The organism is Nitrospira sp. (assembly GCA_015709715.1).
GTDB lineage: Bacteria > Nitrospirota > Nitrospiria > Nitrospirales > Nitrospiraceae > Nitrospira_A.
Genome location: CP054184.1, coordinates 2,881,532 through 2,898,479 on the forward strand (window position 1 = coordinate 2,881,532; position 16,948 = coordinate 2,898,479).

The following is a 16,948-nucleotide window of genomic DNA, read 5'->3' on the forward strand; positions in this document are numbered from 1 at the left end:
AGAACGAGGATTCATACCGTCGCTTCGTTCAATCCAGCATGACCAGAGGATATTCCATGGTTGGTTCCACTCCCCCGTCCGGTCGCCCGCTGTACGATCCGCACGCGCTGCTCGACTCGCAACCGGTGAGCGTGACCGTGATCGATCCCGCCGACCATACGATTCAGTTTCAAAACCAGACGTCCGTGAAGACCTTCGGTCCTATCGCAGGCGGGCGGTGCTTTCAGAAGATTGTCGGGCAGGCCGGTCCTTGCGCGTTTTGTCGCATGCCGGATGCCTTGATCCATGATGGAATTCTTTCCGAAGAGGTGGCGCTGCCGGACGGCCGGCCCCTGTTGATCCATTGGGCCAAGGCCGCCACGACTGACGGGCGGACCCACGTGATTGAAACCATCATTGATCTGACGGCGCGTCGGCAGGATGAACAGAGCCTGCGGCAGTCGCAGAAAATGGAGGCGCTCGGGCGGCTGGCGGCGGGCATCGCGCACGACTTCAACAACCTCCTGATGGTCGTGACGGGGCATGCGCAGCGCGTGATGCAGCAACTGGGCTCGCATCCCTGTCGGCATGAGGTGGAGTTGATCGGCCAGGCCGGCGCGCGGGCGGCCGCCTTGACGAAGAAGCTGTTGACCTTCAGCCGCAGGCAGGTGTTGGAGCAACGCGACGTGCCGCTCAACACCTTGGTCCGCGACATGGAAGATATTCTGCGCCGCCTGATCGGTGAGCAGATCCAGACGGTGATTGTGCTCGATCCGCAAGCCGGGCATGTGCTCGGCGATTCCGTGCAGATCGAACAGGTCCTGCTTAATTTGGCGCTCAACGGGCGCGACGCGATGGCTGAGGGCGGCATCCTCACGATCGAGACCGGCAATGCCGATTTGGACGAAACCTATGTGCGGGCGCATCCCGGCGCGGTTCCCGGTCCCTACGTCAAAATGGTCGTCGAGGATACGGGCTCCGGCATCGACCCCGAGACCTTGGCGCATATCTTCGAGCCGTTTTTCAGCACCAAGGAGGCGGGCCGGGGAACCGGCCTCGGGTTGGCGACGGTATACGGCATCGTCAAGGAAAGTCGCGGCTACATCGAGGTGGTGAGCCAACCGGGACGAGGCACGCGATTTACCGTGATGTGGCCGCGGGTGCTCAAGCCGACGGCAGAGGTCGAAGCGACAGCGCCGGCTCCGGCGCGTCCGGCTACCTGTGCGACGGTGTTGCTGGTGGAGGACGACGAAGGGATTCGAGGCCTCATGACGGCGGTACTGCGAGACCAGGGCTACGAAGTCTTGGCGGCGGGGGATGGCGTGGAAGCCCTGCAGATGCTGCAGCTGCGCAAAGGCGGCTGCGACCTGCTGATCACCGACGTGATCCTGCCGCGAATGAAAGCTGCCGTGTTGGTGCAAGGAGCGAAGGCGATGTTTCCCCGGCTCAAGGTCCTGTTCATCTCGGGATATGCCGGAGATATGTTGACCTCGCACGGGGTGGATGCCCAGGCGGCCTACCTGCAGAAGCCCTTCCTACCGCAGACCCTCATCGACAAGGTGGCGGACATGCTCCTGCCCCAGTCCCCGCCCTGACGCAGTGTCTCCTGCCGTGATTGGATCGGCTTGACCTCGATGCAAGAGGCAGGCACACTCAGCACTCCGTTGAGCGAGACGCTTTCGAACTCCTCTCTACACGAACCCGCAATGATTGCCGCATGGGGACAACTCGTGGTCAGCGGCCTGCTGATCGTCGTCGCGGGCACCCGCCTGTCGGCCTATGGCGATCAACTCGCCGCCTTGACGGGGTTGGGGCGCGTTTGGATCGGGGTGGTGTTGATGGCCGCCGCGACCTCCTTACCGGAGGTCTTGACGACGGTCAGTGCCGTGCTGCTCGACGCACCGAACCTGGCTGCCGGCGATCTGTTCGGGGCGGGGCTCGCGAATATGTTGACGTTGGGGCTGCTGGACTTGCTTCACCGCGGCAAACGGGTGTGGGAACAGGCGGCCTTCGAGCATACATTGGTGGCTGCGTTGGCGATGATCCTGACCGGCTTGGCCGCGTTCCTTATCCTGTTCGCCCGCGAGGTCGGACCGGGCGGTGTGGGGATGGGAAGTGGTCTGCTCTTCCTGGTGTATGTCTTCGGCATGCGGGTCGTCTTTCGGCAGGAGGACGTCAAGCGGCGGCAGCGGGTGCAACAGGCCTTGGCAGAGGCGGCGGTTGATGGACCGTTGGAATGCGCGATCAGGCGGGACGGGGTGCGGCGCGCGACCATGGGGTTCCTTGGCTCGACCCTGGGGCTGCTGGTTGCAGCGCCGCTGCTCGCGCAGTCGGCAAAAACCATCGCGGACGGTTACGGAGTCGGCGCCACCTTTGTCGGGACCTCGTTGGTGGCCATCGTAACGACCATGCCCGAGTTGGTGACGTCGCTAGCCGCCGTGCGTTTGGGGGCGTTCGATTTGGCGGTTGGCAATCTCTTCGGCAGCAATGCGTTCAACATGGCCGCCTTTGTCTTTGCCGATCTGGCCTACCGTGGCGGGCCGCTGTTGGCTGTTATCGATTCGGCCCATGCCCTGACGGCCTTGTGGGCGATTCTCATGATGAATGTCGGCTTGATGGGCATCATGTACCGAGTGGAAAAACGGTACCTGCTGATCGAACCGGACAGCCTGGTGATGATTGTGGCGTATCTTGGCGGACTGTGGTTGCTCTTTCGGTGATCCCGTCCGTCATGAGAGGCGGAGCGAAATCACCCGGTCGTTCGTGTCGGCCGTTTGGGCGTCGAGCAACAGCTCATACACCGTTTCGAACCGTGCCCGGAGTTCCCGCGAGGGTTTGGGAAACCCAATGCCGAACTCGTGGGTTCCGACCCAACTCACGACGGCCTGCTTCAATTCGATCGGTTCCATGCGGTCCGGCAGCGAAAACCGCAGCGTCAGCCGCATGCCGCAGTGGACCTTGACCTCCGTCCGGCACACGCGAGCGCCGCTCGGAGAAAAATCACACAACGTGCCGTGGCTGATTCCATGTGGCCCCTGAATTTCAACTGGACGGGTGATGGCGACTCGGGCGGTTCTGCGTTTCGGCATGCGGTCGTCCCCTTTCTGACACGCGCCCTTGGACTCGCTCGGCGCTCGCCCACGCTCTCGGGCGAGGCCGCACTCCGGATTGTCGCGTGACGGCGAACTGGAAAGATGACTCCGTTGGCTGTAGTCTAGCGCCAAGCCCTGAGGCGCCAAAGGGAAAGGGCACCACGCATCCGTCTGGAAGAGAGGAACAAGGATGAACATATGGGGAGTGCACGTCGGTCACCATCGACGCTGCGGATGGATGCGAGCGAGGCTGGGCGTGTGGCTGGCGGGAGGCTGCTTGTGCCTGCTGATCGGACAGCCGGTTCATGCGGTCGTGCAGGTCTTGCCCGAGATGGTCCTGATCGGCGAGGGGCGCACCGTGACCGAGGCAAAGGTGATCCGCATGGATCCGACGGTGCAAGCTGTCCTGGCGGCCTTCAAGCAGGCGGAGCGGGCACTGCAGAAGCAGGACCTTACGTCGCTGATGGAGTTCTACGCGTCGGCGTACAACTACCATGGTCTTCATCTCGCCGAGGTGGAGCGGATTTGGCGCGAGGTGTTCGAGCACTATCGAGACCTGTCCTCGACGCATCTGTTCTCGGAGATGAGGATCATTCCCGGCGTTGATGGCCCGCGGGTCGAGCTGACCTGTACCGGCGGGTTGTACGGGATGGACCTGCAATCGAGCGAACGGATCACGCTGGATAGCTGGTTCAAAGAGGTGCACTATCTCGTCCACGAGAAAGGCGGTTGGCGGTTCTTGGGTAACAAGGGGGATGCGCCGCGCTCGGCGCCCTTCTCCTCTTCTCCGCACCATCCGCTGTTTTGAGGGTCGGGCCGCGCGCCGGGGTCAGGCTGCGGCTGCGAGCACCGCCGTGCTGAGCAGTTTTTTCACGCCGGCGTGGGCGAGGACCACATCGGGGGTGCGCTGCAGCGCTTCGTAATAGCTGCGCTCGAACCCATCGCCCTCCTCCGACGGACGCAACATGGCGCGTGCATCGGCGAGCAGCGTCTGGGCCGATTCGAGTGAAATGTCCTCGGGATCTTCCAACACCACGTCGATCCGCACGACCAGATGTGAGAGCGGGTGGAGCCAGGCGAACCAGGGGTCGTTCATGACGAGTTGCAGCAGTTGGCCCGAGGACGCGATGCGGCCGTAAATGCGTTCGTAGGTGATTTGCTCCGACACGATCAAGGCTTTATGCAGGTTCAGCAGCCCCTGGCGCAACTCCTTCAGGCTGTTGCGGAGGCTGTCGGGAATCGGTTTCGGGGCCGACCGGGAAGAGCCTAACATGACATCACCATGCGGACAGGGCGTCATACGCGAGCGACGGGTGTTCCCACTGCGGGAACGACGCTCCTATCAGGAGCCATGGCGCCGTCCTTCGTCGATACTCTATCGGCGCGAATTCGGTAGGGTTGAGCCCCGGGGGCGGCTGCTGGTCGATTTTTTCGGCACCGGCGTTTAGGCTCCCTCCCAGGGAGAGAAGGATTGGGGAAGGATGGACGACCAGCATTCCGCTGCCTCCGACCGATGGCATGCCTATCCGATCGATGATCTCGGTCAAGCATTCGACGTGTCCATCCGCGAAGGGCTCACGCAAGCCGAGGCCGGGCGACGACTGTCGCTCCATGGTCCCAACGAATTGCCCGAGGCCGCGCCCCTCTCTCCCTGGAAGATCTTCCTCGCGCAATTCACCAGTGTGATCGTATGGGTCCTCGTGGGCGCGGCCGTCGTGTCCGGACTCCTGGGCGAATGGATCGATACCGCCGCCATCATGGCGATCGTGGCGTTGAACGGCCTCTTAGGGTTTGTCCAGGAGTATCGGGCCGAGCGGTCGTTGGCCGCGCTCAAGACGCTCGCCGTCACCTATGCGCACGTCGTACGTGACGGCGTTCGACAGTCGCTGGCCTCTCGCGACGTGGTGCCGGGTGACCTGATCGAGGTGGAGGCCGGAGACCAGGTGCCGGCTGATGCGCGACTGGTCCAGTCGGTGGCCTTGCGGACGCAGGAGTCGGCCTTGACCGGAGAATCCACTCCGGTCGAAAAAGAATCGGCCACGCTGGGTCATGAGGATCTCCCGCTCGGCGATCGGCGGAACATGCTGTTCCTCGGCACGACGGTGACGGCCGGGAAGGGACGCGCGCTGGTCGTGGCCACCGGTGCGCGAACCGAGTTGGGGCGCATTGCGACCCTGATGACCGCCGTGCCGGTCGAACCGACGCCGTTGCAGCGGCGCTTGGAACAATTCGGTCACGTCCTGCTGCTGCTGTCGTTGGGCATCGTCGCCGTCGTCTTTCTGTTGGGACTGCTACGGGGCGAGCCGGCCTTCAACATGTTCTTGACGGCGGTGAGCCTGGCGGTGGCTGCGATTCCCGAAGGCCTGCCCGCCATCGTGACGACGACGCTGGCCCTGGGCGTCATGCGCATGGTCAAACGGCACGCGCTGATCAGGCGATTGCCTGCGGTGGAAACCTTGGGCGCGGCGACGGTGATTTGCACCGACAAGACCGGGACCCTCACCAAAAATGAGATGACGGTCACGCATCTCTATGCGGAGGGACGGGTGTACGGAGTGACCGGCGAAGGGTATGACCCGGCAGGAGCCATCCTCGACGGGGATTCGTCGTGCGGCGGGCTGCAGGACCTCTTGACCGATGCGATCCTCTGTAACGGCGCTTCTCTCAAGGAAGCCGATGGAAGTTGGACGGTGCTGGGTGATCCGACCGAAGGCGCGTTGCTCGTTGCGGGCGCCAAGGCGAGGTTGCGAAAGGACGAATTGGAGCGACGGCATCCGTTGGTGCAAGAGATTCCCTTCGACTCCGATCGAAAGATGATGTCGATGGTGCGGCGATCGGGGGATGGTCTCGTGGCCTACGTGAAGGGCGCGCCGGATGTCTTGCTCAGTCGATGCTGCGAGGTGGTCGCTCTCGACGGTACGGTCACGCCGTTGACCGACGAGATTCGCGAGGAGATCGGGACGGCCAATCGACGGTTTGCCCAGCAGGCCTTGCGTGTGGTGGGGTTCGCGCGGCGGGTGCTAGATTCGGACGCGACCCAGTTTTCACCCGAGCATGTGGAAACGCAGCTCACGTTTCTGGGGTTGGCGGCCATGAAAGACCCGTTGCGCCCCGAAGCCAAGACCGCCGTGGAGCTGTGCCGCTCGGCCGGCATCACGACGGTGATGATCACCGGGGATCACAAGGAGACGGCGTTGGCCATCGCGCGTGAAGCGGGATTTTCCAGCGGTCCCCAGCAGGCCCTGTCTGGGATCGAGTTGAATGCGTTGACGGACGAAGAGTTGGCGGACCGTGTCCGGACCTTCTCCGTCTATGCGCGGGTCTCGGCGGAGCATAAGCTCCGCATCGTCAAGGCGTGGCGTGCCAGGGGAGCGGTCGTGGCCATGACCGGCGACGGCGTGAACGATGCTCCCGCCGTGCGTGAAGCCGACATCGGCATCGCGATGGGCATGACGGGCACGGATGTGACGAAGGAAGCCTCGGATATGGTGGTGACCGACGACAATTTTGCGTCGATTGCGGCGGCTGTGGAGGAAGGCCGCGGCATCTACGACAACATTCGGAAGGCCGTCCACTATCTGCTGTCCTGCAACCTGAGCGAAGTGCTGGTGATGCTGGGCAGTACGCTGGTGGGTTGGCCGTTGCCGCTGCTGCCCATCCAGATTCTGTGGATCAATCTGGTGACCGACGGGTTTCCCGCTTTGGCTCTGGCGGTGGATCCCGGCGATCCCGATGTGATGAAACGTCCGCCCCGCGATCCTCAAGCCCGGCTGCTGGACCGTGCTCGGTTTCTCGCCATCTGCGCGCAAGGAGGCTTGATGGCGGCGGCCACGTTGGTGGTCTTCGGCGTTACCCTCTCGTGGTGGCATGAAGATGTCGACTCCGCAAGGACCATGACGTTCACCACACTGGTGTTGGTGCAACTGTTCCATGCGTTCAGTTCCCGCCATGACCGGTACTCGCTGTTTCAACTGGGGGTCTTCGGGAATCCGGCCCTGGTGGCGGCGGTCCTGCTGTCGGCTCTTCTGCAGGTCGGGATTCTCCTGAGCCCCTGGGGGCAGGAGATCTTCAAGGTCGTGTCGCTGCGGGGAAACGACTGGTGGTTGATGCTGGGATTCGGCGTGCTGCCGTTCCTGGCGCTGGAACTTTGGAAGATGTGGTGTCGGTGGAGGAAACCGTGAGGCCTACCGCCGCGGTTCAGCCCAGATGCTGGTGAGGGGGCGTGCCTTGGCGCCGAGTCCGACCGGCTCGGCGCCGTACAGGTCCGTGAGCGTGCGCAGCAGCCCATAATGATCGGTCCGTTCATCGAATCGCCCCTGTTTGACCATGGGGCCGACGAGAATCGTCGGAATACGGTTGTCGGACTTGCCGTTATCTTCGTCGAACGTGACGATCAGCAGGCTGTTGTGGGTGGCGGCCCATTCCACATAGCGGTCGAGGTAGAAGCGGAGCCATTCGTCGCCTCGCTCGATCCGTCCCGGGTCCCAGCCGTCGTGCATGTCATTGGCCTGATTGGGAATCACGATACTGACGGTCGGCAGCTGAGAGAAGTCGGTGGGGAAATCGGCGAACGGGCGATTTTCCTCGGCCGGGACCTGGTAGGTGGGCGCGCCTTGCCAGTTCACCCATGGATTGTGTTTGCGTACGTAGCCGCCGGCGACACAGTCCGCCGCGCCGACGGAGGGTAGGTCTTCGGCGTACCCGGTGAAGGTTTTACCGACCGCCGCGAGCGAGCTGCGGAGATTGGGTGTCGAGAGCTGGTGGGGACAGGTGTTTTTGACGATCCCCTCGATGAACCCGCCAAACAATGCGATGTAGTTGGGTTGGCTGGGATGGGTGGCGCCATAGGATTGGGTGAGGAGGGCGCCCCGTTTGATCAGGTCGTTCAGGTAGGGCGCTGCCGGAGAATCGACGATCTGATCGAAGGCATGGTTTTCCTCGATGACGATGACGATGTGATCCGGTTGCGGCAGGGGGCTCTGCGCGATCGCCCCACCGGGCAGCATCCAGGTCGCCAGGAGTAGGACGAAGACTGCGAGCTGCGTCATGGACCCTCCTTGGGTCAGGCCGGTAATTCGCTCAGGCGTAGCGTATAGAGGTAATGATAGAGCCCTTGCCGCTCCAAGAGGGAGGCATGGGTGCCTTCTTCGACGAGCTGGCCCTTGTTGAGCACCAGAATCCGATCGGCGCGTTGGATGGTACTGAGGCGGTGCGCCACGACGAAGGTCGTGCGGTTGACCATGAGCCGTTCCAAGGCCTGTTGCACCAGCCGTTCCGATTCCGTATCGAGCGCCGAAGTGGCTTCGTCCAGCAGGAGAATGCGGGGATTTTTCAGGATCGCCCGTGCGATGGCCACCCGCTGGCGTTGCCCTCCCGAGAGGTTGATGCCCTTTTCCCCTACAATGGTGTCGTAGCCGTCCGGGAATCCGATGATGAATTCGTGCGCGTGAGCAGCCTGGCTGGCGGCGATGATGTCGGCTTCGGGCGCATCCTCGCGTCCATACCGAATGTTGTCGCGGATGGATCCGCCGAACAGAATCGTTTCTTGGGGCACCAGGGCGATCTGGCGGTAGAGACTCTCCAGGCGCACACCCCTGAGATCGTGCCCGTCGATCATGAGACGTCCCGCCGTCGGGTCGTAGAAACGGTGCAGCAGATTGATGATCGTTGTCTTGCCCGATCCTGTCGGCCCCACGATCGCGATGAGTTCGCCGGGCTTGGCTTCAAAGGACACGTCCGAGAGGACCGGCTGGCGGGCGTCGTACGCGAACCTGAGGTGCTCGGCGCGGACATGGCCTTGCACAGCCGGGAGATCGACCGCGTCCGGCGCGTCGGCAATCTCGGCATGGGTGTCGAGAATCTCAAACACTCGCTGCATGGCGCCCTGGGCTTCCTTGATCTGTGCGAAGACCCTGGCGGCCGATCCGAACGGGCCGATCAGGATGCCGGCGAACAGGACGAAGGCGAACAGGTCGCCGGGCGAGACGGTGCCCTCGATGACCTGCCGTCCTCCGAACCACAACACGGCGGCGGCGGCGGCAAAGGTCACGAACGTGATCGTCGGCACGAACACCGCCATGATGGCGGCACGGCGCAAGGCCAGTTCGAGCGCTGCCTGTACCTGGGTGACGAACCGTTGTTCCTCCCGTTTGCCCTGGACGAACGATTTCACCACCCGGATGCCGGCGATGACCTCCTCCACCAGCGTGCTGACCGAGGCGGTCTGATCCTGAATGGTCGTGGAGAGCGCTCGCAACCGCCGACCGAAGAGCTTGGCGACGACGACGAGCAGCGGGAGCAGTACCAGAATAAGCAGGCACAGCCGCCAGTTCATGGCAAACAGGAAGCCGGCGCCGCCGACAAAGGTCACGATCTGCTTGGCCGCATCGATCGGGGTATCCGTTACGACGTTCTGGATGACCGTGACATCGCTCATCAGACGGGACATCAGCTCCCCGGTCCGCCGCTTGGAGAAGAAATTGACGGACAGGGTGTGGAGGTGGGCGAAGAGATGGGTGCGGAAATCCGCGACCACCCGCTGTGACACCCACGCGGTCAAGTAACTGTGGCCCATCAAGCAGAAGCCCTGCAGCAGAACCAGGCCCAAGAACAAGAGGATCATCTGGGTCATGTGGGCTTCGTCGCGCTGGACGGTGATGACATCCCACAGCGATCCCGCGAGGCGGAGCAGCGCCAGGTTGACGGCGGCGACCGCCATCACCATGATCGCGGCCGCAATCATGCGGGGAAAATAGGGCTTCAGGAAGGGCAGGAACCGTTTGAAGGAGGACATGGCGCTAGGACGATTGTATCAAGGCAGTGTGGAGGGCGAACACGCGGCTGTGGGCGGCGCGTGGACAGGCTCCGGCCTTCATGACGGGGTTGCGTTAGAGTTGAGCGATGGACTCGATCAGGTTCTTGTTGATCGCCACGAAGTCGGACCGGTCCTTCTCGTTGATCAACACGTCAGTCAGGCTGATGAACAGCCGCTGCTCTTCGTTGATCGCGTCGGACACGCGGTTGCGCATGGGTGGGATGAGAAAATCCCCGACATAGGTACAGTTCACCGTTCGAACGCGGATGCGAACCTTTTTTCCTTCGGGCACGGATCCCTCCGTCCGTTATGTCGTGATGATCTCAGCTCTTGCGACGCAAGAATTTCTGACGCCGGCGCAATTTCTTGTACTTGTGTTTGCGCATCTTCTTCCGGCGTTTCTTGAGGACACTCGCCATACGTTCAATCTCCAGCTACTAGGCGCGCGAGTCTAGTGGGTTTCATACCAAAATGCAAGCCGTCAATGCATCGACGGAGCGTTCGAGTGGGGTGCGCTCCGCTCGTGCTGCTCTGGCGAGGCCTTCCCTTGAGGGCTTGCCTTGACCTCTTTCCGCGGAGCTTCCTATACTGCGCCATGTTCGGTCTTCACACGTTGGTCGCAGGTGTTGCGCTCCGAGGGCTCGTTCTGCTGCTGTTGGTCCTGGCAGTGGGCTGCGCCGGGAAAACGATGCAGTATCCTGAGGACCACGATCGTATTCTCCGCATCGACAAGGCGGTGGAGTCGCTACGGAAGGCCTATGTGGATCGGGACCTGAGCGGAGTTGAAGCGCTCCTGCTCCCGTCAGGATCGTTGGAACAAATCCAGCGAGATGTGCAGAGCGACTTTGAGACCTTCCGGGATATTCAACTCGAGTTCGCCATCGAACGCATCCTGATCGAGGGAGAGAACATCGATGTGTTCGTGCATTGGCAGGGACAGTGGAAACGGCAGCCGACGGAGGCCGGCACTCGCCAGCGTGGCCATGCCCGTCTCGCGTGGACGGGGACACAATCCATTCTGCTTCGAGAGGCCCAGGGGGATTTGCCGTTCGGGATGGGAACGCGTGTGAGTGAGCCCGCCACGAGGGGGCAGGCGAAGCCCTAGCTCGAAGAAACCTTGTCTGTACGAGTCTCCTCCCATAAGCTTGAAACGGATTTTCTCGTCGTCGGCGGCGGGGTTGCCGGCTTGCGCGCGGCGATCGAACTGAGTCGAGCCGGGCGTGTTCTGATGCTGACCAAGGGCCATCCCTACGAGAGTAATTCGATGTTCGCGCAGGGGGGCGTGGCGGTGGCGCTGAGCGAGGAAGACGACGTCGGCAGCCATCTGACCGATACCTTGAAGGCGGGACATGGACTCTGCCGCCGCGAAGCCGTCCGCGTGCTGGTCGAGGAGGGGCCGGATCGCATCCAGGAACTGATCGCCTGGGGTGCCAAGTTCGACAAGATCGGGAAGCGGTTTGCCTATACCCGCGAGGCCGCTCACAGTCGGAGCCGCATCCTCCGCGCCCGCGGTGATGCGACGGGCAATGAAATGGTGCGGGCGCTCATGGCCCATGCGGCGCGGCAACGCCGCATCCACCGACTCGACCGGCGGTTTACCGTGGACCTGCTGGTGTTGGAGGGGCGCTGTTGCGGGGCCATCGTGCTGAACGAATTGACAGGGGAACGTTCCCTCCTGGCGGCCGGTGCGGTCGTGCTGTCCACCGGAGGGGCCGGGCAGGTTTATGCGCGGACCACCAATCCCGGCAATGCCACCGGCGACGGCATGGCGATGGCGCTTCGAGCCGGGGCGGTGCTCACGGACATGGAGTTCGTGCAGTTCCACCCCACGTCGCTCTACTTGCCGTCCAGTCCGCCTTTTCTGCTCTCGGAAGCCATCCGGGGGGAAGGCGGCCGACTGCGCAACATCAAGGGCGAGTTGTTCATGCACCGGTATCATCCTGACGGGGCGTTGGCGCCTCGGGATGTCGTGTCGCGGGCCATCTGGTCGGAGATGGCGGCCACGCGGGCGCGCCACGTGTATTTGGACGTGACGCATCTGGGGGCGGCCTTCGTGAAGCGGCGGTTTCCGACCATCTATGCCACCTGTCTTCGGTACGACATCGATATGACCGAGGAGTGGATTCCGGTTTCTCCCAGCGCACATTACATGATGGGGGGCGTCTGGACCGATGTGGACGGCGCCACCACGCTGCCGGGACTGTATGCCGCGGGAGAGGTGGCCTGTAGCGGAGTCCATGGGGCCAATCGTCTGGCCAGCAATTCCTTGCTTGAAGGTCTGGTGTTCGGGATGCGGGCTGCTCGGGCTGCCGTTGCCCATGCAGGGCGCTCCTCCCTGCCCACCACGCTACCCACCGTCGAGGAGTTGGAGGAGGGGCGACCGATTGAGTTGGATGATCCGGAGAAACTTCGAAGCTCACTCCGGCGTGTGATGTGGGGGAAGGTCGGAGTCGTGCGTTCGCGGGATTCCCTGATCGCCGCCTCGGCACAATTGGTGCGGTGGATGCGGCTGTTGGACCATCCCTTCACGTCGCGGGCGGCCTTGGAGGTCAAGAATATGGTGCAGGTCGCTCGTTGTGTCACGGAGGCGGCGTTGTGGCGGGAGAATAGTGTGGGGGCTCATTACCGGTCCGATTTTGCCGAGGCCAACCTGCCCGGGTGGCGGGCGCACAGTCGCCTCTGCTTGGGCTCCGACGAGGTTACCGGGGTTGGGGCGAAGGCGAGAGACCTCGTGCTCGTATCGCAGGAGGCGCCGAATGGGAAGGGTGGGAAACGGAAATCCGGTCGTTCATAAGGAAGGCGCGGTAATAACGCAGCACTTTTTTCACGTACTCTCGGGTCTCTTCGATGGGCGGCAAGCCTCGGTATCGGTCTACAGTATGCTCTCCGGCATTGTAGGCAGCGAGGGCGAGGGGGAGATTGCCCTGAAATCGATCCAGAAGCTGCCGTAGATATTTCGTCCCTCCGCCGATGTTGTCATCCGGGTTATAGGAATCCCTCACGTCGAGGCGCAGGGCTGTCTGTGGCATCAACTGCATGAGCCCCACGGCCCCCGCCCGGGACACCGCCATCGGGTCGAAGTCGGACTCGGTCTTGATGATGGCACGAATGAGGGCCGGGTGAAGTCGGTGGGCTCGGGAGTGACGAGCGATGACGGGCGCCAATTCACCGTCGGAGATGACGCTTCGCGGATGGGGAAGACTCGAACTGACGCGTCGGTAGCGGGGATCATTCGGCACATTCGTCAGAGAGATGGTTCCGTTCGCATCGACGTACTGGTAGACATCGGCTAGGGCCGTTCCTGCCGTCAGCAGGATGGTGGCCGATGCCCATAACAGTGGTGGAATTGCCGATCGAGAGGCCATCTGAGTGGAAGCTCCGATGTGCGAGCACGGATGAAGTGTGATGCATCAACCGTAGCAGCTGTCCCTGGGCCTGTCAAAAACCCTCCTGCCGGATAAACCGCGCAACTGGTTGATAATCCGCGTGATGCGGCCTGGCGCTTAGGCGGATGGTTCGAGGAATCGCGTGCGGCCAGCGACAAATCGCGCCTGAAGGAGGCGGGTGACGGGCCCTGGTTTGCCACCACCGATGGTCAGTGAATCGAGATGGCCGACGGGCATGATCTCCATGCTGGTGTTGGTCAGGAAACACTCTGCCGCCTGTTGCAAGTCCTGTAGCCGATAGTGACCCTCTTGCACCGCGAGGCCCTCTTCCTGCGCCAGTTGAATCACGATGCCCCTGGTGATGCCGTCCAGGATGCCGCAGTCGAGCGCCGGCGTCCGTAATGCGCCCTCGGAGAGAAAGAAAAGATTACTGATGGTGCATTCAGTCAATTCGTCCCGCCAATTCAGCAGCAGGCTGTCGAAGGTTCCTGCCGCGATCGATTCACGTTTCGCCAGAATGTTATTGAGGAAATTGGTGGCCTTGATCTGGGGCGAGAGCGCTTCCGGGAGATTGCGTCTGGTCCGGGCCACGGTGAGGGCGACACCCTCTTCAAACAGCCTTGCCGGCAACGGTTGCAACGGCTTGGTCATGATCACCACCGTGGGCTTGGGACAGAGACTTGGGTCGAGTCCAATCTCTCCTTCGCCGCGGGAAATTGTGATCCGCAGATAGGCGTCGTGCCGGTCATTGCCGACGTCGTTGCGGCGCATGGCCTCATGGAGCAGCGTCGGCCAATCTCCTTCCGGAATGGGAATGGTCAATCCGATGGCTTCGGCTGATCGCCGAAGCCTGGCGAGGTGCTGATCACGCATGAAAATTCTGGAACCATAGGAGCGAATGGTTTCATAGACGCCGTCCCCGTACAGGAACCCATGGTCAAAGACCGAGACGAGCGCCTCTTCCTTGCGTACAAACCGATCATTCAAAAACACCCACATCAGCGGCTGCCCTCCAGAAGGTGAAAAAATGCGCCCGCCTTGGCGAGCGTTTCCTCATATTCGCGATCGGGATCGGAGTCGGCCACGATGCCGGCGCCTACTTGGAGGTACCCCTGCCGCCCGGTCAGCACGAGGGTCCGGATCAAAATGTTCAGATCCAAGTCTCCGCTCCAACTGAAATATCCCAGCGCTCCGGTGTAGAGGCCCCGCCGGACGGGCTCCAATTCCTCGATGATATGCATGCATCGCAGTTTGGGCACGCCTGTGATAGTGCCGCCTGGAAACAGTGCCTTGACCAGGTCCAGGGGTGAACGGTGAGGAGCCAGAACGCCTGTGACCGACGAGACGAGGTGGTTGACGTGCGAGTACGGCTCGACGGTCATGAACTCATCGACGTGCACCGACCCGTAGCGACAGACCTTGCCGAGATCGTTCCGCTCCAGGTCGACCAGCATGACATGCTCGGCCCGTTCCTTCGCATTGACGACTAGCTCCGCCTGTAAGCGGCGATCCTCTTCGAGGGTGGCGCCTCGTCGCCTGGTACCGGCGATGGGACGAGTGTTGGCCACGGATCCCGTCAGCTGCACCAACCGTTCAGGGGAACAACTGACCAGACTCAGGTGATCGAGGTGCGCGAGTCCGGAGAAGGGTGAGGGATTCACCTGCCGGAGCCGGTGATAGAGGGTGGCGGCATATATTTCCCTGTCCGCGCGTCCCCCCTGGCCGTCCCTATGCAGCATGAAGCGATGGGAAAGGTTGGCCTGATAAATATCGCCGGCTGCGATGTACTCCTTACATTGCCGGACGCGGGCTTTGTAATCCTCCGCCGTTTGTCCCGGCTCGAAGCTCATGCCTCCCGACCAAGGCAAGCGGTCGAGAGGGGGCAGGGGAGTCGTCAGGCGCGCTTCGAATTCCGCGAGGCGGTCGCATCCCTCCCGGTAGAGTTTCTCCCGCGGTTCGGACAGAAAGCGAGCCAAGGGAGGGCAATACATCAGGTAGAGCAGGCCGGTCCGGTGATCGACGGCTGCCACCAGATCGAGCAAGACCATGTGGAGGTCCGGCAGCCGCAGATCGTCGACAGCCAACGAGGGAAGGGATTCGAAGGAACGGATAAGGTCGTAGCTGAGATAGCCAGCTGCGCCGCCATAAAACGGGGGTAATCCCGGCGGTCTGGCGATCGCCGAGTCATGCAGTAGCTCCTGGAGTACCTCGACCGCCGATCCGATGCCCCGTTGTTGTTGCCCTTCGCTCTGAATGGTGTACTCGGCGCCCCGGCCGGTCAGGGTCAGATAGGGCTCGCTACAGATGAAGGAATAGCGCGCGACCGGCCCCGCGGCATTGGCGCTGTCCAGTAGGAGGGAGGGCCGGCCTGGCTTCGTCACACGTCGGTACAGTTCGAACACATCGGCCGTCGGCTGCGGGCGGACGACGACCAAGGGTTGTGGGGCACCCTTGAGGAAGGCTGTGTCCGGTGACAGGGTCATGAGGTGTGCGAGCAGGTGGCAGCACAGAAAATGAAACTATACCGCATCCGCGAGCCCCGGCATAGGTGCCGACTTCTTGACAAGTCCCCAACGAATTTGCTTGAATGGCGCGCCCGCCACGGGTGCACCCTCCGACTGTGCGGAAGTGTGCTGCACGCGAGTACGCGATGCCCCCCTCTCAAGACCCGTTATATGCGGGGCTCGGACAGGCTGTCCGGATTGGGACGGAACTGCTCGCTGCGTTGATCGTCGGGGGAGGGATCGGTTGGGTCGTCGATACGTACCTCTTCGGTTCCAATCCCTGGGGATTGGTCGTGGGGTTGGGCCTGGGAGCGGCTGCGGGTGTGCGCAATGCCTATCGGGCGGCGCAACGCTGGCAAGGTTGAGGGTATCACCGACAGAAAAAGGATCATCGTGGAAGAAAGCCCCTTACATGCATTCGAGTTGTATGATCTGATTCCCCTGGCCCCGGCCGGTATCGATATTTCCGTCAACAAAGCGGTGATCCTCATGTGGGTCATCGTCGGGCTCGTGGCGTTCTTGATGATCTCCGCCGCCGCGTCTCGGAAGTTGGTCCCAGGGAAGCTGCAAAACTTGGCCGAACTGATCGTCGAGTTCATTCGTGGGATCATCTTGGACACGATGGGTGAAGCCGGGATGAAATACTTCCCGCTGGTCGCCACCTTGTTTTTGTTCATCCTCTTTGCGAACCTCTTGGGCCTGATTCCAGGTTCCTACACGGTTACCAGTCAGATCATTGTCACGGCGGTGTTTGCACTCGGGATCTACGGCTTGAGCATCGTGTTGGGCTTTTCCCTCCACGGCGCCAAGTTCCTCGGGATTCTCGTACCGCCCGGTACACCGGGATGGCTCCTACCGCTGATGATCCCGATTGAATTGATCAGTCAATTGGCGCGTCCCATCTCGTTGGCGGTGCGGTTGTTTGCGAACATGACTGCCGGACATGTCATTCTGGGCGTCTTGTTCGGTCTGGCAATCAGCGGAGGGTTGTTGATCGGCTGGTTGCCGTTCGCGTTCACCATTGCGATGAACGGCCTCGAGGTCGGCATTGCCTTCATTCAAGCCTATATTTTTACCGTGCTGAGCTGTGTGTATCTGGGGGATGCGGTTACCCTGCACGGTCATAGCGAGCACGCACACTAAGTCGCGTTGTCTACATAAGGGAGGAAAGAC

17 protein-coding genes are annotated in these 16,948 nt (G+C 62.1%); 8 read left to right on the plus strand and 9 right to left on the minus strand.

The annotated features are described in order from the left end of the window. Positions 1–38: 38 nt before the first annotated feature. A complete protein-coding gene (locus HRU82_14010) occupies positions 39–1,574 on the plus strand; it encodes a response regulator (GenBank protein ID QOJ35993.1) in 1,536 nt (511 codons plus the stop codon). A 111-nt stretch (positions 1,575–1,685) separates the two neighbouring features. After that, positions 1,686–2,699 (plus strand): sodium:calcium antiporter, encoded by a 1,014-nt coding sequence (locus tag HRU82_14015; protein QOJ35994.1) that lies wholly within the window; start codon positions 1,686–1,688, stop codon positions 2,697–2,699. Between the two features lie 9 nt (positions 2,700–2,708). On the opposite strand, the gene HRU82_14020 is transcribed toward HRU82_14015, so the two are convergent. Beyond that, complete coding sequence (locus HRU82_14020; protein ID QOJ35995.1) at positions 2,709–3,068, minus strand: PilZ domain-containing protein; 360 nt, start codon at positions 3,066–3,068, stop codon at positions 2,709–2,711. A gap of 193 nt (positions 3,069–3,261) precedes the next feature. Here HRU82_14020 and HRU82_14025 point away from each other — a divergent pair, with 193 nt between their 5' ends. Beyond that, the gene (locus tag HRU82_14025; GenBank protein QOJ35996.1) at positions 3,262–3,879 is read left to right on the plus strand and encodes a hypothetical protein; all 618 of its coding nucleotides are present in this window, start codon (positions 3,262–3,264) and stop codon (positions 3,877–3,879) included. A 21-nt stretch (positions 3,880–3,900) separates the two neighbouring features. Here HRU82_14025 and HRU82_14030 read toward each other — a convergent pair whose 3' ends face one another. Next, entirely contained in the window at positions 3,901–4,344 is a 444-nt protein-coding gene (locus HRU82_14030) for a hypothetical protein (protein ID QOJ35997.1), read from the minus strand. Between the two features lie 208 nt (positions 4,345–4,552). Between HRU82_14030 and HRU82_14035 the strand changes: the two genes are divergently transcribed. Next, on the plus strand, positions 4,553–7,252 hold the full coding sequence (locus HRU82_14035) for a cation-translocating P-type ATPase (protein ID QOJ35998.1): 2,700 nt from the start codon (positions 4,553–4,555) through the stop codon (positions 7,250–7,252). Positions 7,253–7,255: 3 nt separating this feature from the next. Here HRU82_14035 and HRU82_14040 read toward each other — a convergent pair whose 3' ends face one another. The 4 genes from HRU82_14040 to HRU82_14055 all read right to left on the minus strand — a co-directional run bounded on the left by HRU82_14040 (position 7,256) and on the right by HRU82_14055 (position 10,304). Continuing rightward, positions 7,256–8,119 (minus strand): acid phosphatase, encoded by an 864-nt coding sequence (locus HRU82_14040; protein ID QOJ35999.1) that lies wholly within the window; start codon positions 8,117–8,119, stop codon positions 7,256–7,258. A gap of 14 nt (positions 8,120–8,133) precedes the next feature. Beyond that, complete coding sequence (locus HRU82_14045; GenBank protein QOJ36000.1) at positions 8,134–9,864, minus strand: ABC transporter ATP-binding protein; 1,731 nt, start codon at positions 9,862–9,864, stop codon at positions 8,134–8,136. A gap of 94 nt (positions 9,865–9,958) precedes the next feature. Beyond that, positions 9,959–10,177, minus strand: coding sequence for a hypothetical protein (locus HRU82_14050; protein ID QOJ36001.1), 219 nt, complete (start codon positions 10,175–10,177; stop codon positions 9,959–9,961). A gap of 31 nt (positions 10,178–10,208) precedes the next feature. Further along, a complete protein-coding gene (locus tag HRU82_14055; GenBank protein ID QOJ36002.1) occupies positions 10,209–10,304 on the minus strand; it encodes an AURKAIP1/COX24 domain-containing protein in 96 nt (31 codons plus the stop codon). A gap of 176 nt (positions 10,305–10,480) precedes the next feature. Between HRU82_14055 and HRU82_14060 the strand changes: the two genes are divergently transcribed. Both HRU82_14060 and nadB read left to right on the plus strand, forming a co-directional pair. Next, complete coding sequence (locus HRU82_14060; protein ID QOJ36003.1) at positions 10,481–10,990, plus strand: hypothetical protein; 510 nt, start codon at positions 10,481–10,483, stop codon at positions 10,988–10,990. Between the two features lie 12 nt (positions 10,991–11,002). Beyond that, positions 11,003–12,679 carry an L-aspartate oxidase gene (nadB, locus tag HRU82_14065; GenBank protein QOJ36004.1) on the plus strand — a complete coding sequence of 559 codons (1,677 nt, stop codon included), beginning with the start codon at positions 11,003–11,005 and terminating at the stop codon, positions 12,677–12,679. Here the strand turns inward: nadB and HRU82_14070 are convergent. The 3 genes from HRU82_14070 to HRU82_14080 form a co-directional block, all read right to left on the minus strand. Then, the gene (locus HRU82_14070; protein ID QOJ36005.1) at positions 12,585–13,250 is read right to left on the minus strand and encodes a lytic transglycosylase domain-containing protein; all 666 of its coding nucleotides are present in this window, start codon (positions 13,248–13,250) and stop codon (positions 12,585–12,587) included. The two genes, nadB and HRU82_14070, sit on opposite strands and share 95 nt — an antisense overlap. Before the next feature lie 138 nt (positions 13,251–13,388). Next, positions 13,389–14,270 carry an aminotransferase class IV gene (locus tag HRU82_14075; protein QOJ36006.1) on the minus strand — a complete coding sequence of 294 codons (882 nt, stop codon included), beginning with the start codon at positions 14,268–14,270 and terminating at the stop codon, positions 13,389–13,391. After that, a complete protein-coding gene (locus HRU82_14080; protein QOJ36007.1) occupies positions 14,270–15,754 on the minus strand; it encodes an anthranilate synthase component I family protein in 1,485 nt (494 codons plus the stop codon). Before HRU82_14080 ends, HRU82_14075 begins: the two co-directional genes overlap by 1 nt. Before the next feature lie 167 nt (positions 15,755–15,921). Here HRU82_14080 and HRU82_14085 point away from each other — a divergent pair, with 167 nt between their 5' ends. Both HRU82_14085 and HRU82_14090 read left to right on the plus strand, forming a co-directional pair. Beyond that, complete coding sequence (locus HRU82_14085) at positions 15,922–16,140, plus strand: AtpZ/AtpI family protein (GenBank protein ID QOJ36008.1); 219 nt, start codon at positions 15,922–15,924, stop codon at positions 16,138–16,140. A gap of 28 nt (positions 16,141–16,168) precedes the next feature. Further along, positions 16,169–16,918: a F0F1 ATP synthase subunit A gene (locus HRU82_14090; protein ID QOJ36009.1), complete on the plus strand. Its 750-nt coding sequence runs from the start codon at positions 16,169–16,171 to the stop codon at positions 16,916–16,918. Positions 16,919–16,948 lie beyond the last annotated feature (30 nt).

Coding starts and splice junctions, on each gene's coding strand:
- HRU82_14010 (QOJ35993.1), top strand. CDS start 39: ATGACCAGAGGATATTCCATGGTTGGTTCCACTCCCCCGTCCGGTCGC.
- HRU82_14015 (QOJ35994.1), top strand. CDS start 1,686: ATGATTGCCGCATGGGGACAACTCGTGGTCAGCGGCCTGCTGATCGTC.
- HRU82_14020 (QOJ35995.1), bottom strand. CDS start 3,068: ATGCCGAAACGCAGAACCGCCCGAGTCGCCATCACCCGTCCAGTTGAA.
- HRU82_14025 (QOJ35996.1), top strand. CDS start 3,262: ATGAACATATGGGGAGTGCACGTCGGTCACCATCGACGCTGCGGATGG.
- HRU82_14030 (QOJ35997.1), bottom strand. CDS start 4,344: ATGTTAGGCTCTTCCCGGTCGGCCCCGAAACCGATTCCCGACAGCCTC.
- HRU82_14035 (QOJ35998.1), top strand. CDS start 4,553: ATGGACGACCAGCATTCCGCTGCCTCCGACCGATGGCATGCCTATCCG.
- HRU82_14040 (QOJ35999.1), bottom strand. CDS start 8,119: ATGACGCAGCTCGCAGTCTTCGTCCTACTCCTGGCGACCTGGATGCTG.
- HRU82_14045 (QOJ36000.1), bottom strand. CDS start 9,864: ATGTCCTCCTTCAAACGGTTCCTGCCCTTCCTGAAGCCCTATTTTCCC.
- HRU82_14055 (QOJ36002.1), bottom strand. CDS start 10,304: ATGGCGAGTGTCCTCAAGAAACGCCGGAAGAAGATGCGCAAACACAAG.
- HRU82_14060 (QOJ36003.1), top strand. CDS start 10,481: ATGTTCGGTCTTCACACGTTGGTCGCAGGTGTTGCGCTCCGAGGGCTC.
- HRU82_14070 (QOJ36005.1), bottom strand. CDS start 13,250: ATGGCCTCTCGATCGGCAATTCCACCACTGTTATGGGCATCGGCCACC.
- HRU82_14075 (QOJ36006.1), bottom strand. CDS start 14,270: ATGTGGGTGTTTTTGAATGATCGGTTTGTACGCAAGGAAGAGGCGCTC.
- HRU82_14080 (QOJ36007.1), bottom strand. CDS start 15,754: ATGACCCTGTCACCGGACACAGCCTTCCTCAAGGGTGCCCCACAACCC.
- HRU82_14085 (QOJ36008.1), top strand. CDS start 15,922: ATGCCCCCCTCTCAAGACCCGTTATATGCGGGGCTCGGACAGGCTGTC.